Here is a 14971-nt window from a genome sequence, read left to right on the forward strand (position 1 = left end):
TAAGTACAATCTTTTTTTGCTCTGCCTTCTACAGACATTAATGAAGGAACAGAACTCTCCCGCCCCAAAGACAGAAAAGGCGCACAGCCCAAACGGCCGCGCACCTTTTTCCTATATGGCCTCTTCCTTCAGCTGGCTGTGGTAAAGCCCATGGTAGAATCCTCCCTGTTCAAGAAGTTCCTCATGGGAGCCTTTCTCAATGATCCTGCCCTCATCAAGGACAAGAATCTGGTCAGCCTGCTGGATGGTGTTCAGCCTATGGGCCACCACGAAGCTGGTTCTTCCTTCCATCAGGGTCTGGAGGGCTTCCTGGATTTTCATTTCTGTAATCGTATCAATGCTGCTTGTTGCTTCATCCAGAATCAATATGGAAGGATCGGCAAGAAAAGCTCTGGCAATAGATAAAAGCTGGCGCTGCCCCTGGCTGATTCCGCTGGCGTCCCCTTTCAGGATGGTATCATACTGCTGCGGCAGCTTCATGATGAACGAGTGTGCATTGGCCATTTTTGCAGCTTTTTCCACTTCGTCGTCTGCCGCATCCAGCTTTCCGTAGCGGATATTTTCCCTGACAGTTCCCTGAAAAAGCAGTGAATCCTGGAGGACGAATGCCATATGCTGCCTTAAGCTTTCCCGCTTGATTTTTTTCAGCTCGCGGCCATCAATGGTAATGCTGCCGCTGTCATAATTATAGAACCGGGAGATCAGGTTGATGATCGTAGACTTTCCTGCGCCGGTTGGGCCGACCAGTGCCACCGTCTGTCCGGTCCTCGCCCTGAAATTAATGCCTGTGACTGTATTTTCACCCTCCTCGTAGGAGAAAGAAACATCCCTGAACTCTACTTCCCCTTTGATAAAACTGATTTCTTCTGCATCTGCTTCATCCTCGAATTCCTCTTTCTGGTCCATGATTTCAAACACCCTTTCAGCTCCGGCGATAGCCGACAGGAGAGTATTGAACTGGTTGGCCAGGTCATTCAGGGGGCGGGTGAACTGGCGGGCATATTCGGCAAAAATGACGATGACGCCGATCGATATCATCCCTTTGAGGACAAAAATGCCGCCTACCCCTGCGATGATGGCGAAGCTCATATTATTCAGCATGTTCATCAGCTTGGGGATGAAGCCGGAATACGTCTGGGCCCAGAAACCGGCCGCCCGCAGCTTTTCTCCTTTGCCGATGAATTCTTCAATCACTCTGTCTTCCTGGGAAAAAGTCTTGACGATCCGCTGGCCTGAAATCGTCTCCTGGACAAAGCCATTCAGCTCTCCCAAGTTGCGCTGCTGCTCCTTGAAAAGCCTGCCCGTCCGATTGGTGATCCACTTCATCCCATAAAACATGACCGGAACAATGATCATGGTGATTAAGGTAAGAAGCGGGCTCAGCCACAGCATGACCCCCACGGTCCCGACAAGCGTTAGCACACTCGAAAAAACTTGAATGACCGAGCTGTTCAGCGTAGAGCTGACATTTTCGATATCATTTGTCACCCGGCTCATCAGCTCTCCATGCTGCCTTTTATCAAAGAACGGAATCGGCAGTTTGTGAAGGTGGCGGAAAAGCTGGGTCCTCATTTTAAAGACTGTGTTCTGGGCAATCCCGATCATCCAATAGTTCTGGAACCAAAGGGACGCAGAATAGACAATATATATAGCAGCAAGCCCGGCTAGCAGGACAGCAAAGCCGCTGCTGCTTCTTTCTACGATATACTGGTCAATCCCTCTCCCAAGGAGGAACGGACCTAGCAGCCCCAGTACACTGCTGAGGATGACCATCAGCAGGACGAGGAAGAGGAGCGCTTTTTCCTCGGCGAGATAGTTCCAGATCCTGCGGAGAGTCCCTGCCCAGTTCTTCGATTTTACTTTTGGTTTTTTTGCATCATCGGCTGTCTTTTTGAGATTCTCTTTCTCCAGGACAGCAATCTTCTTGTAGCGGAATGGTTCAGTCAGCTCCCTGAACATGCTCCAGCGCCTCCTCTCCGAACTGCGACCGGAAGATTTTTTGATACAGCTCCGATTCCTTCAGAAGTGTGTCATGGTCTCCCTCGGCAATCAGCCTTCCATCTTCAAGCAGCAGAATATGATCCGATTCTATCGCTGTACTGATTTTATGCGTAATGATCATCGTTGTCGCTGTATAAGTACGCAATGCCTGCAGCAGCTTTGCCTCTGTTTTCAAATCGAGTGCACTTGTGCTGTCATCCAGCAGAAGGATCTTCGGCTTGCGGACAAGGGCCCGGGCAATGGAAAGGCGCTGCTTCTGGCCCCCTGAAAGGTTGACGCCCTTTTGCCCGATCTTCGTGTCATATTTAGCGGAAAGCCTTTCAATGGAAGAGTGGATTTGGGCCTTCTTCGCCGCTTCCTCCACCTCTTCAAGGGTCGCATCTTCTTTCCCCCAGCGGATATTTTCCTGGACGCTTCCTGTAAAGAGCAGGGCCTCCTGCGGGACGAACCCGATCTGCTTGCGCAGGTCATCCAATTTGACCCGCCCGATATCCTGACCGTCAATCCGGACCGTTCCGCTGTTCACGTCATACAGCCGCGGAATCAGCTGAAAAAGAGATGACTTGCCGGCCCCTGTGGCGCCGAGAATAGCTGCCGTCTCGCCGGCCTTTATTTTGAAGGATACACCGTCAAGCACCACTGTGTCTGTGCCTGGATAACGGAAGCTCACAGAATCAAATTCGATTTCCCCTCCCTCTATTTTAAAGCCAGCCAGGGCATGCTCAGAATCCTTTAGATCCACCTCTGTATTCAGGACATCGGCAATCCTCCCAGCCGAGGCTTTCGCCCGGGAAAAGGCCATGATGATAAAAGAAAGCATTGAAAGCGCACCCGTGATTCTTGTGGCATAGTTGATGACAGCAACCACTTCCCCTACTTTGGCGCTCCCGTCATCCACCTGGATGCTTCCAAACCAGAGGACTCCGATAATGCTTACATTCATGATCAGAAGCAGCATCGGCATCGTCACTTCCATCAGCCGCAGAGCAAAAACTGTCTGGTCCTTCAGGTCTCCTGTTACCTCTGTGAACCTTTCGCTCTCATGATTCCTGCGCAAAAACGCTTTAATGAGCCTGATGCCGGCCAAGTTCTCCTGCATCACATTATTGACGTCATCCAGCTTCTCCTGAACCTTTTTAAACAAGGCTCCGCCTTTATTCATAATAACAATGAGGAAAATAAATAAAAATGGGACAACCGCACTCAGAATCAAAGCGAGCTTCACATTGACAACAAATGCCATGATCAGTCCTCCAATGACCAGGAGCGGGGCACGCATCATGATGCGCAGGCTCATGAAAACGATATTCTGGAGCAATGTGACATCATTAGTCATCCTCGTGATAAGAGAAGAACCCGGAAACATGGCAAAGTTAGCAAACGAGAATGATTGCACTTTTTTGAACACACTCTTCCTGATGTCAAAGCCGAAGCTCTGGCTGACGTGCGCAGCATAAAAGGAATTGATGATGCCGGCCGCAAAGGCAATCAGCGAGATGCCAACCATGACCCCTCCCCAAATCAGGACCTCATCCATATCCTTTTTCATGATTCCTTCATCGATGATCTTGGCCATCAGGAGCGGCTGAAGCAGCTCAACCGCAAGCTCTGTCAGCATCAATGAAAGGGCGACAATGACCGCAACCCTGTATATTTTTAAAAATCCAAACACCTTTCCCATAAATCGTCCTCCAAGTCTGATTCCTGCTGAATTGCTTTTCCTTTACCCGCCTTTCGAAGAAAAAGTTCAGAATCTTAATCTTTCGTTTAACTAAATATATACACTATCATACGACTTTTTACGGAATTTTGAAATTATTTATCTGCTAATTCTTTTTACTGTATGCAAAAAGGCATGCAGTTACATGCCTTCCCTTGTTTTATATAATGGAAATGCTTCAGCTCTGGACTCTTCTTGCATTCTTGATTATCTGATTGATGACCTCTGAGAACACAAGCCCGATCGCGATCGCCCCGGAAATCATGAAGGCCCGGGCTGCGAGGCTGATGGCTGTGTTATAGTCATTTTCAACAAAATTCCTCATCGCATCATACGCAAGCCCGCCCGGAACAAGCGGAATGATCCCGGCTACACTGAAAATGATGATCGGCGTCTTGTAGGCTCTTGCAAAAAACTGGCTTGTGAAAGCCACGAAAAAAGATGCACTAATTGTAGCCGCAACGGCGTCAACCCCGGACGATTCCATCCAGAAGTAAACGAGCCAGCCGATCATGCCGACCGTGCCGCACTTGATCAATGACTTTTTCGGGGCATTGAATAGAATCCCGAAAGCTGCCGATGCTATAAAGCTTGTTGCAAGCTGTTCAATCGTTTCCATGCAATGCCTCCTTAAAATGAGATGAAAGATAATACGACAGCAATGCCTGAACCGATGGCAAAGGCGGTAAGAAAGGCCTCAGCCCCCTTGGAAAGACCTGATACGAGGTGGCCTGCAATCAAATCCCTGACCGCATTTGTGATCAACAGGCCGGGCACAAGCGGCATTACCGATCCGATGATGATTTTATCCAGCTCATTGCCGGCCCCTGAAAAAACAAAAGCATAAGATGCGAGGCCAATGCCAAATGCGGCTACAAACTCAGCAAAGAACTTGATCGGCACCCATTTATGAAAATAGATAAAAGATATGAAACCGAGTCCACCGCACACAACCGCTGGCAGAAAATCCTGCCAGCCTCCTTTAAACATGATCAGAAAGCAGCCGCTGGCCAAGGCTGCGGCAAAGATCTGCAAAAGCAGCGAATATGCCATCGGTGCAGCCTCCACTTGCCGCAATGACTGCAGGGCCTCCTTCACTGTCAGCTCCCCGCTGCTGATATTGCGAGAGATGCTGTTGACGATGGTGACTTTATCAAGATCAGTTCCCCGTTCGGAAATCCTGATCAACTTCGTTTTGGTCGGATCATGTCCTTCTATGGAAAAAATGATGCCAGTCGGCGTAACATAGCTGTGCGACTGGTCAACTCCGAAGGAAGCAGCTATCCGCATCATCGTGTCCTCGACCCGGTATGTTTCAGCACCGCTCTGGAGCATGATTTTTCCGGCCAGAAGGCAGACCTCCATGATTTCATATGTATCGTTCTTGAATTCCTCCACTGGCTCTCCCTCCATGTGCAAACCACTTACTGAGGTTCTGGTCAAAACAGGAGCAATCCCGCCTTTGTTTTTGTCCGGGGTTTTGCCCTGCCGGGATGTATTTTTCCCCATGCACTTTTTACAGTTTAAATGATGAAAGACTCCAGAGGCAATTCTAATTTCGAATCCAAATAAAAATAAGATAAATCGCATAACTTCAAGCCATTTTTAAAGGTTATCGGTCTGTTTTCCTATTCCCCATTGCTGTCCTTCCCCATCCAAAAAATCCATCCAGCGAGCTGAATGGATTTCCGGTCAATGCTTATCCGCATCAGGGACAGGCTTTATACCGAGCCTCTGAATAATCGGCTTAATCGTGAGACCCTGGACGATCAGGGAGAACAGAACCACGCTGAAAGCAAGGAGCAGGACTGTATCCCTGCCTGCAAAAGAAGGCGGAAGGCTCAATGCCAGGGCGATCGACAGGCTTCCCTTCAAACCTCCCCAGTTAAGCAGGACTTTATATTTGCCGGAAAAGTCCTTGACAAAAGCAAGGCTGCTGTAAAGGGCAATTGTTCGGCCTGCCAGCACAATGACAATGGCCAGTACAATCGTCCACCAATTATTGATAAAGCTGATGTTTTTGATTTCAAGGCCGATCATCAGGAAAATCAGTGAATTGGCAATCAGGGTGATCACATCCCAGAAGGAGCTGATGTTGGTCTTCGTTGTCTCGGACATGCCGATCCTTGCGCCATAATTCCCGAAGATGACCCCTCCGACCACTACAGCGATGACGCCTGACACCTCCAGATGCTCAGCAATGAAATAGCTGCCGAAGAACAGCAGGATTGAAAACGCAATTTCGAGCGGGTAATCATCGTAAATGCGGATGATCTGTGAAAAAATATAGCCCAGCAACGCTCCAAGCAGGGCCCCGCCTATACTGAATTTAATGAACAGCCAAACGCCGCTCGCAATCCCGGCCCAGCCCATTTCTATGTACGTAAGCAAGTAGATGGAGGATATCTGGAACAGTACAACAGCCACACCGTCATTGAGGAGGGACTCTCCTTCTATAATCGTGACCAGCTTTTTTGGCACGCCCAATGTTTTAAATATCGAGATGACACTGATCGGGTCTGTTGCACTCATCAGGGAAGCAAACGTGAAGGAAAGGACCAGCGGAAGGCCCAGCAGATAATAGGAGCCCAAGCCTATAATGATGAATGACAGAAAGGTCCCCCCAAAGGCAAGCGCCAAAATCGGCCTCCTCACCTGCTTCACATGGGAAAAAGGCATTTTAATGGAAGCATCGCCCAAGAGAATGGGAAGAAATAGAGAAATAATGATAGCCTGAAAAATATGGGACTGAGTGATAAACTGCTCGGCCTCTTCAAGAAGCGGAATATTGGTAAGCCCCAGAATCAGCCCTACCAGTACAAGTGCAATGGAATAAGGCTGTTTCGCCAGTTTTGCAATCGCGATAACTGTTACTGAAATAGCAAGCAAGAATAAGATTTGTATAAATACCTCGTCAAAATGATGCACTGAAAAATTCTCCTTTCCGGCCTTGCACAGACATACGCCTGCAGTCCTGCCATTACCTTTACCTCAATATGGAAGCAGAAAACCACCTATTGAAAAAGGATGCCGCTATAGCCCAAGTATCCCTTCCGGTAGAGTTTTTCATGCATGGGGAAGGAGACCGGCTTATTCTGCTATCCCATTCTCTTTTTCATTGCTGCCATGATACAGACAAAGGCTCCGGCAAAGGCAGAAAAAATGGCGATAAATGCGTTAGAGTCCATTCCGCACACCCTTCCGTTTTGTTATCTTTACGTTTTAAAGGCATTAGGGTTTCACCAGGCTTTTCCGGCACGGATAATTAAAAAGTGCGGTTCTTTCATAAGCCGTTGATACTGTTCTGGTTTTTGCTCTCTGAAGGTATGCGTCGGACGGGGTTCAATCACCTTCTGCAATGAAAAGCGGGCTACCGTCATATTGATGATATTCTGGAGCGGCCTTCGGTAAAATGGGACATCAAAGGTTTTCCCTGCTTTTGCCCATCGATCCACAATCAATTCTGCCGCCAGGTAGTCCGGTTCCTCCAGCAGCTTCATATCCATGAGCGGGTGGTGGACGGAAAACAAAATCGTTCCGCCCGGCCTTAAAATCCGGTGGAATTCTGCAAAGGTTTGATTCCAGTCCTTCAGGTAATGAAGAGTAAGAGAGCTGAAAATCCAGTCAAAAGAATCGGTGTCAAATGGCAGCTCTCCTTCCAAATCACAGCAGACAAGCCGCGCTTTTTGGCCAATGCGCCTCTTCGCAGAGCTGATCATTTCAGGACTTAAATCCGCACCTGTTACATTAGCACCTCTCCTGGCCAATTCAGCCGTATACCACCCGGCCGCACATCCTGCATCCAGAATATCCTTTCCCTCCAGGCTGTCCGGGAGCTGTTCAAGCATTGCCGGCCTTTCAAACTCGCTGTTAAATAAACTCCCATCATCCACCTGATGCTCATAGATTTCCGCCAGACTGTCAAATGTTTGTTTGACCTTTGCCTTCATTTTTAAAGTCACCTCTTTTTTCAGGATTGGGGTATTTGTTTTATAAAATGCCCCCTTGACATTCTTTACCTGCTTAAAGCGGGTATTCCCATAAACCCAGCCGGCCCTTGGCAGGAATTGGCTCTTTCAGGATTTCCATGCCGCTGACCTGCCAGGCATAGCAGCCAGCCCGGTAGTCGCCCAGATAGAGCTCCTGCCCGGATATAATCAGCCCATTTTCAAGCACGGCCCCTGACTCGGAGTGGTCTATGACTCTAAAGCAATCTTCCAGGCGGCAGACTGCTATGATCTGCCCGGCAGGAAGATTTTCTTCTGAGTACCCATGCCTGCCCAGAAGCTCCGACACATTCTTTCGCCGGCATGCTTTCACATCGATTTTCTGGCTGGTATGGATGGCTAAAGCGCCTCTGTAGGCGGTTTTCCATGTTCTCGTTTCATACTCAGCCTCCCGCAGGGCGAACAGGCTGGCCCAAGGCTGCTTCATTGTTAATACCTTCAATCTTTATCCTCCCCTCTGCCATTTTGATATCTATAGTCTGCTAACCCGGGGAGAATTTATGTTTTGTGGAGCTGACGGGTCTGCTACATCAGATCAAGCCGCTGCGAGATGCCTTTAATGACTTCCTGGTAGTAAGAGCGGTCATGCGGTACGAAATCTCCGACGGCAGCTTCCTTCTTCAGATAGATTTTCTCTCCGGCACTGCCGATCTCAAAGCCTTCCATCTGCACCTTGCCGTCCCCGCTTTCCCAAAGCTTCTTGAAGCTGTCCCATTCAATCCGGTAAATCCCGGTTACTTCCTCCTGCTGCAGCTCATACTCGCTGAACGGCTGGGAGCATTCGTAAAGGAACACATTTGCCATTTCTTTGTCAATGAAGTTCTCCTTCTCTATGCAATATCTAATGATTCCGAGCGGTGACAGCTCTTCGATATCAACATCGATGCCGATTTCTTCTTTTATTTCCCTGACACCATCCTCAACGGTTTCTTCAGCCAGCAGATGCCCGGCCGCCGTAATATCCAGAAGGTCCGGATAATCCTTTTTCTCTTTGCTTCTCAGCTGTACATATATATAAACCTTGTCCTCTTCCCGCTGAATGAACCAGCAGTGAAAAGCTTCATGCCAAAATCCCTGCCGGTGCACATCCTTCCTTGTGGCCGTCCCGATCTGATTTCCTTCCTCATCGAATATTTTCAAAAGCTCCTGCTCCATATGATCTCTCCTCTGCTTGTTCTTAAAATGCAGTCCTTAGAGTTATTCTCCCATAAGCAGGAAAATCCTGCATGGCAAAAAGCCCTGGAAGATTTGCCTCCCAGGGCTTTTCACTATTGGGCATTAGCCAGCCTTTCTCTGTCTTCCTTAGCCTTCTTCATCTTAGGTCTTCCTGATAAAGAGAAATAGGTCCACATCCGCATGATTTTTTCAAACGGGCCCGTACGGAACAGCTTCAGATAGAAATAGCTTCCGGCAAGCTGGGCGCTGTAGATCGCCACGGTCAGCAGGATTCCCGCCAGTACGCCCAGTTTGCCGAACAGTCCCAGGCCATAGCCATAAAAAACAGCTGTACAGATAACAGACTGCCATAGATAATTGCTCAGCGACAGCCTTCCTACACTTTCAAAAGCCCTGAACAAAACGGCGCTTCCCTTAACTGCGTACAACCAGGCAAAAAGGAAGATATAGCCGAGTGATAAAATATTTCCTCCAAACATATACAGTACACCGGTCCAGCCAGTTTCCGTCACCATGAGCGGCGAAGCTTTCAGCAGGATTCCCGCTCCGGCGAGGATACCTCCCCAAAGCAGATATCTGCTCTTATTCCGGCCGATTTCATGGAAAGAGCGGCGCTTGGCGGCATACATGCCAAACAGAAACAGGGGCGCTGTTATGAACGGCATGGCAAGCATCATGAACAGGTAAAATGAGTCCGGCATTCCGAACGGATCGGCATTATTGCGATGAATTAAAATTTCGCTGTAGGTTCCTGTGCCATATATTTTAATAGTATCTGCGACATACTCATCCATCCTCTTGACCTCATCGGCCGGAACGGCAGATTCCATGCCATAGCCCATAAAGGAAGCAAGAAACAGCAGCACCATTCCCCATACAAGGAGGGTTTTCTTTTTCCGGTTCAGGAAGAGCAGCAGAAAAAAGCCCATGATTCCATAAGAAAAAAGAATATCGCCTTCCCACAGAAGACCGCCGTGCAAGCCGCCCAGCACGAGGAGCAGGAAAAACCTCCGAACCAGATGCCTCCTGTATTTCAAACCTTTATCTTCAAGCCCCTCCTTCAGCTTGATCAATGAATAGCCGAATAAAAAAGTGAAGATCGGCATGAAGCTGCTCTCAACAAACACCTTTAAAAACTCATGCAGGAAGCTATCCAGCCCAGAAGGTGAAAATGCCTCCATCGCATCTTTCCCAAACATGCCGTATTGAAAGATCAGCATATTAGCTGCCAGGATGCCCAGCAGGCTAAAGCCCCTCATTCCGTCGATTACGTGAATCCGCTTATTTTCCCCGTCCATTTTCATACTCCTTTATCTGCCTCCCTAATTAGGAAGCTTATATGCTATCACCCAGTATAGTCCCCCTCTATTTCCCCTGGAGAAACAGAAGTTTACTATCTGATAAACTTTTGGAAAAATTGTTAATATGCTCGTAAGGTTTCTGTGCTACGATAATGACCGAGGTGGGCAAATGTGGAAAATGCAGAGATTTTATTAGTGGATGATGAGAAATCAATCGTTAAATTAATGGAAACCGTACTGAGAAAAGAAGGATTCAGCTCTATACATACAGCTTATACGGCAGAAGAGGCACTGGAGTGCGTTTCCCGGTATACCATTGATATCGTGGTGCTTGATGTCATGCTTCCCGGACAGAGCGGCTTCGATATCTGCCCGAAGATCAGGGAAATCTCCGATGCTTATATTCTCTTTTTAACAGCACGCGTCTCTGACCTTGATGTGCTGACAGGATTTGCGATCGGCGGGGACGATTATATTACCAAGCCCTTCAACCCATTGGAAATCGCGGCGAGGATCAAGGCAAGGCTCCGGCGGAACCAGGCTGCTTCCCCTGCCATAAAAGACCCTGGCAGAAAGCATGATTTCGGGCGATTTATCCTGGACGAAGAGGCAGGGGACCTGATTGTCGAGGGCCAGGCTGTACAGACGCCTGCCCAGGTATTTCTCCTGCTGCAGTATCTGTGTCAGCACCCTAACACTGTCATTTCAAAAACGCAGATGCTTGAAGCCGTATGGGGCTTTGACAGCTTTGTGGATGATAATACCGTTACTGTACATATCCGAAGGATCCGGGAAAGAATTGAGAAAGACCCGAGCCACCCGGAACTGCTCGTAACCGTGCGCGGACTGGGCTACAAACTGGTCAAGGGGAAAAAGGGATGAAGTCGCTCAGGCGCAGGCTGGCTCTTCACTTCTCTCTTCAGTTCATTTCCATCATGGTGTTTGTCGGAATTTTCTCTTTGGTGCTTCTATTTGTGCTGCTGATGCACTTAAACAAAGAAGAGATGAAGCAGAATTTTCCCGCAGGTGCCCTGGAAGGCATTACGATCGATACGCTGATTGAGGATAACAAGGCCACCATCAGCGATGCCTGGAAAGACCAGCTCGAAGAACGGAATCTCTGGGTTCAGGTTGTTGATATGGATGGGAAGGTCATCGGTTCAGAAAATACACCTGAACTCCTGCCTGACTCATACACCGTCAGCGAGATCCTCCAGATCGAAAAAACGAATCAATATGAAGGCTTCTATGTTTATTCCGAGGTTGACACAACTTTTAAAGACCCGTATTTTTATATGCTCGGCTATGAAAACAATGAGCTGGAAAGCCTCCAGCGCTGGTTTTCACAGTATTCAAGCAGCGGCAGGCTCTCTGATGGAAACCGGAAGAAGCTGGAAAGGGAATTAAAGCCAATGAAAGGCTCCATCCATGTGGTAAACCAGGATGGGAAAGTGGTCCAATCCGCCGGTTCTGAAATAATGAAACAGGACTACAAGCCTCTCGATGTGCTTGTCAGGACAAAATCACCGGGAAAATTCGAAACCCATACAACAATCTTCAATGATCCGGAATCGGGTTTCACTTGGATTATGCATACCCCCAGGGAAGAGGCAGAGCCTGAAGGCTTTGCGTTTCTTACCGAGGTAATGAGGGTCATTGTTATCCTAGCAGCTGTCCTGCTAGCCCTTACCATAGGCATTTCCTTCTGGCATGGCTTCCGGTACGGCCAGCCCCTCCTTCTCTTCACCGGCTGGCTGGAAAGGATGGGCTATGGAAATTACGAAGAAGTGCTGACAGAAAAAGAACGCAAAAAAGTCTTCCGGAAAAATGGGAAGGTGCGCCTGAGATACAAGCTTTATAAAGAAGTGATCGGAGCCTTTTACGAAATGGCTGAAAAGCTTTCTGCATCGGACAAGGAAAGAGACCGGCTGGACAAAACACGTGAAGAGTGGATGACCGGCATTTCCCACGATCTCAGGACACCCCTTTCCACTATCCAGGGCTATGCCCATTTGCTTGAAAGCGGGCAGTACCGCTGGACCGAAGAAGAGCTTCTGGACATGGGCAGGATGATCAGGGAAAAAGGAGATTATATGACAGCCCTGATCGAGGACTTCTCCCTGGCCTTCCAGCTCAAAAACCAGTCGCTCCCCCATCAGCTGAAGCCTGCCGACCTGAATGAACTTGTGCGCGGCATCATGCTTAAATTTGTCAACGACCGTACCCTTGAGGATGTTCCCTTTAACTTTGAAGGTGCAAATACAGATCTTTTTATACAAGCAGATATACGCTGGTTTGAGCGGATGCTCGATAACCTTATCTATAACTGCGTCAAGCACAACCCAAAGGGCACAAGCATTACTGCCTCAGTCAGCAGACAAGGCCAATCCGCCATTGTCACCATCTCTGACAACGGGGCGGGAATGGACGAAGAAACAGTCCGGCACCTCTTTGACCGCTACTTCCGCGGCACAAGCACAGATGAACAGACAGAAGGCGCCGGCCTCGGCATGAGCATCGCCCGTGCCATCGCCGAGCTGCATGGCGGCAGCATTCATGTCTCTTCTGTCAAACATCGGGGGACTGTTTTCCGGCTTGAGTTTCCTTTGGAGAAAGAGGCGGAGCGTGCAGGAAGGTTTGAAGGTTTGGTATAGCCACAATGCCGGGAATTAGCTTACATAAGGGAAAGTGTAAGAAACGAAAGAAATAACTACCTAAGAACATAGATTATATTGAGCCAGAAAAAAACAGACAAAAAAACGCTTGGGCTTATGTCCGAGCGTTTTCATTGTCTTGTTTAATTAAAAGACCCGGCGGGTAAATTTCAGGTAAGTATTTTATATCATTCGCTGCCATTAAATGATAAATCAAGCTTAAGATCTGCAACCAAGACATGCAGGAAAAAAATAAACCCAGTACTCGAAGTACCAGGTTTATGAAATGTATTATTCTTTTCCTTTACCGCGGTCTTTATTATTCTCCGCGCCTTTATTTTGCCCATTTTGTTTCTTTTCGTTTGCTTGCTGCTGTTTATCAGCATTCTTTTCTTGGACTTGCTGCTGTTTATCAGCATTCTTTTCTTGAACTTGCTGTTGTTTATCTGCTTTCTTTTCTTGAACTTGCTGTTGTTTATCTGCTTTCTTCTCTTGAACTTGCTGTTGTTTATCAGTTTTCTTCTCTTGAGCTTCTTGCTTTTTAACAGCAGCAGTTGCCTGGCCTTCAGCACGCCTTTCAGCTGCTTTAGCCTTTGCTTCCTCTTTCTTAGCTAATCCGGGGGCAACAACAGCTGGTTTTTTAGTTTCTTCCGCAGCTTCAGTCTCAGCTTGTTCATCATCAATTACTGTCTCTTCTGTTACGACTTCCTCTACAGTCTTTTCCTTTGTTGCTTCTGGGACTGCCTCTGTTTCAGTATCTGCTGCAGCTTCTTCCTCAGCGGCTTTATCATCATCAGTTGTTTCGACCTTGAATTTTTCTGCTTTTGCTTCAAGCCTTGCAAGTTTTTTGTCTAATTTTGCAAAAGACTTTTGAATATTCTTCATTAAGGCCAATTGAGCTGCAGGGTTTTTAACATGTGACAATGCCGCAGCTAATGCATCGATGTTTTGAGCAAGCTTTACTTCTACTTCACCTTCTGTCCCTTCATCTTCTGCTGCAGGTTCTTCGCCTTCCGTTATTTCAGTTGTTGCTTCAGTGTCTTCAGCTGGCTGACCCTCAGCTGCTTCTGTATCATCACCGGCACTGTCTTCTGAATCTGTTAAACTCTCAGCAGCCTTCTGTTGAGTAGCGATTGCCTCCTCTAAAAGCGCTGTCGCCTCATCCGTTTTTCCCTCTGCAAACAATGAATTTGCTTCAGCAATACGCTCAGCTGCAAAGTCAGCTAAAAGACGCGCTTCCTTGTAATCATCCATTGTGACAGCAAGTCTTACTTTTTCCATCATAGTCTTTACAAAGTAGAAGAAATCTCCAGGAACTAGAGCCGGTGCCTCTTCTTGCTCTTGATCCTCGTCTGCTGTTGTTCCATTGTCATCTGCTTCTTCTTCAGTTACTTCTTCCTCAGCCGCAGCTTCAGTATCAGCTGAATTCTCTTCTGCAGCTGTCGTTTCATCGCTTACTTCAACTTCAACCGCTTCTTCCATATCTGCATTTTGTTCAACTGCACTCTCATTCGCATATACAGCGCTTGTCCCCAATGAAGAAAGAAGAAGTGCTGATGCTGCGACACCGCTTAATAATGATTTCTTATTTTTCATAGTCTGTTTCCTCCTGATCTGTTTTCGGTATACCTTTCGACAAAAGCAGACAGGTTTGTGACGGTCTATATAAAAAAAATAAAAACTTTTCTAAATTTAGTTTGCAGTGTTGAGCCGTCAGTAAATATTTTATTTTATATATGTTCATCTGTATGTGTTTAGAAATTAAGAGGAGTGAAGGATTCGTAGTTATAAAACGACTGTTTATTGCATAAGAAAAGCTTCCTTGAATAGAAAGCTGGTTTTGAACAAAAATCACCTGTATGTTCTATAAGCTAATTATGGGTCATTCAAGAAAAGCTGTTTAAGAGCTATTTTTTTCTTCCCGCCCAGCCATAAAAGAGGAGCAACTTCCCGGACCTGAAAGGGGAATCAGTGACATGTTTAAAAAATAAGCGGAGAAAGTCCCCCTATTTTCAAAAAAACTCTAAAAATAGCTCTAATAGACGGAGAATTTCCGGCTATCGACTCAAAAAACTGTAAAATGGGCAACTTCGCTTCGCTTAACCGGAAATT

At 47.4% G+C, this 14971-nt stretch carries 12 protein-coding genes; 2 read left to right on the plus strand and 10 right to left on the minus strand.

Features of this window, described 5'->3' with window-relative positions:
* Positions 1–111: 111 nt before the first annotated feature.
* The 9 genes from ACQCVH_RS13590 to ACQCVH_RS13630 all read right to left on the minus strand — a co-directional run bounded on the left by ACQCVH_RS13590 (position 112) and on the right by ACQCVH_RS13630 (position 10202).
* On the minus strand, positions 112–1959 hold the full coding sequence (locus ACQCVH_RS13590; protein WP_426836199.1) for an ABC transporter ATP-binding protein: 1848 nt from the start codon (positions 1957–1959) through the stop codon (positions 112–114).
* Positions 1940–3682: an ABC transporter ATP-binding protein gene (locus ACQCVH_RS13595; RefSeq protein WP_426836200.1), complete on the minus strand. Its 1743-nt coding sequence runs from the start codon at positions 3680–3682 to the stop codon at positions 1940–1942. Before ACQCVH_RS13595 ends, ACQCVH_RS13590 begins: the two co-directional genes overlap by 20 nt.
* A 217-nt stretch (positions 3683–3899) precedes the next feature.
* A complete protein-coding gene (locus ACQCVH_RS13600; protein ID WP_426836201.1) occupies positions 3900–4340 on the minus strand; it encodes a threonine/serine exporter family protein in 441 nt (146 codons plus the stop codon).
* A gap of 11 nt (positions 4341–4351) precedes the next feature.
* Complete coding sequence (locus ACQCVH_RS13605; protein ID WP_426836202.1) at positions 4352–5134, minus strand: threonine/serine exporter family protein; 783 nt, start codon at positions 5132–5134, stop codon at positions 4352–4354.
* Between the two features lie 279 nt (positions 5135–5413).
* Positions 5414–6649 carry a cation:proton antiporter gene (locus ACQCVH_RS13610; protein ID WP_426836203.1) on the minus strand — a complete coding sequence of 412 codons (1236 nt, stop codon included), beginning with the start codon at positions 6647–6649 and terminating at the stop codon, positions 5414–5416.
* A 311-nt stretch (positions 6650–6960) separates the two neighbouring features.
* Entirely contained in the window at positions 6961–7671 is a 711-nt protein-coding gene (locus ACQCVH_RS13615; protein WP_426836204.1) for a class I SAM-dependent methyltransferase, read from the minus strand.
* 73 nt (positions 7672–7744) lie between these two features.
* Entirely contained in the window at positions 7745–8170 is a 426-nt protein-coding gene (locus ACQCVH_RS13620; RefSeq protein WP_426836205.1) for an ASCH domain-containing protein, read from the minus strand.
* Between the two features lie 83 nt (positions 8171–8253).
* Positions 8254–8883: an NUDIX hydrolase gene (locus tag ACQCVH_RS13625; RefSeq protein ID WP_426836207.1), complete on the minus strand. Its 630-nt coding sequence runs from the start codon at positions 8881–8883 to the stop codon at positions 8254–8256.
* A gap of 113 nt (positions 8884–8996) precedes the next feature.
* The gene (locus ACQCVH_RS13630; RefSeq protein WP_426836208.1) at positions 8997–10202 is read right to left on the minus strand and encodes a DUF418 domain-containing protein; all 1206 of its coding nucleotides are present in this window, start codon (positions 10200–10202) and stop codon (positions 8997–8999) included.
* A 174-nt stretch (positions 10203–10376) separates the two neighbouring features.
* Here ACQCVH_RS13630 and ACQCVH_RS13635 point away from each other — a divergent pair, with 174 nt between their 5' ends.
* Entirely contained in the window at positions 10377–11087 is a 711-nt protein-coding gene (locus ACQCVH_RS13635; protein WP_426836209.1) for a response regulator transcription factor, read from the plus strand.
* Entirely contained in the window at positions 11084–12859 is a 1776-nt protein-coding gene (locus ACQCVH_RS13640; RefSeq protein WP_426836210.1) for a sensor histidine kinase, read from the plus strand. Before ACQCVH_RS13635 ends, ACQCVH_RS13640 begins: the two co-directional genes overlap by 4 nt.
* 291 nt (positions 12860–13150) lie before the next feature.
* Here the strand turns inward: ACQCVH_RS13640 and ACQCVH_RS13645 are convergent, their stop codons facing one another.
* Positions 13151–14455, minus strand: coding sequence for a DUF5667 domain-containing protein (locus ACQCVH_RS13645; RefSeq protein WP_426836211.1), 1305 nt, complete (start codon positions 14453–14455; stop codon positions 13151–13153).
* Positions 14456–14971 lie beyond the last annotated feature (516 nt).

Origin of the sequence: Bacillus infantis, from assembly GCF_050107595.1 — a bacterium.
In the GTDB taxonomy this organism is placed as follows: Bacteria; Bacillota; Bacilli; order Bacillales; family Cytobacillaceae; genus Bacillus_AB; species Bacillus_AB infantis_C.

Excerpts from the sequence above, each read along its gene's own strand:
- ACQCVH_RS13630 (WP_426836208.1), bottom strand. The coding sequence starts at position 10,202 with ATGGACGGGGAAAATAAGCGGATTCACGTAATCGACGGAATGAGGGGC.
- ACQCVH_RS13595 (WP_426836200.1), bottom strand. The coding sequence starts at position 3,682 with ATGGGAAAGGTGTTTGGATTTTTAAAAATATACAGGGTTGCGGTCATT.
- ACQCVH_RS13590 (WP_426836199.1), bottom strand. The coding sequence starts at position 1,959 with ATGTTCAGGGAGCTGACTGAACCATTCCGCTACAAGAAGATTGCTGTC.
- ACQCVH_RS13645 (WP_426836211.1), bottom strand. The coding sequence starts at position 14,455 with ATGAAAAATAAGAAATCATTATTAAGCGGTGTCGCAGCATCAGCACTT.
- ACQCVH_RS13615 (WP_426836204.1), bottom strand. The coding sequence starts at position 7,671 with ATGAAGGCAAAGGTCAAACAAACATTTGACAGTCTGGCGGAAATCTAT.
- ACQCVH_RS13625 (WP_426836207.1), bottom strand. The coding sequence starts at position 8,883 with ATGGAGCAGGAGCTTTTGAAAATATTCGATGAGGAAGGAAATCAGATC.
- ACQCVH_RS13605 (WP_426836202.1), bottom strand. The coding sequence starts at position 5,134 with ATGGAGGGAGAGCCAGTGGAGGAATTCAAGAACGATACATATGAAATC.
- ACQCVH_RS13640 (WP_426836210.1), top strand. The coding sequence starts at position 11,084 with ATGAAGTCGCTCAGGCGCAGGCTGGCTCTTCACTTCTCTCTTCAGTTC.
- ACQCVH_RS13600 (WP_426836201.1), bottom strand. The coding sequence starts at position 4,340 with ATGGAAACGATTGAACAGCTTGCAACAAGCTTTATAGCATCGGCAGCT.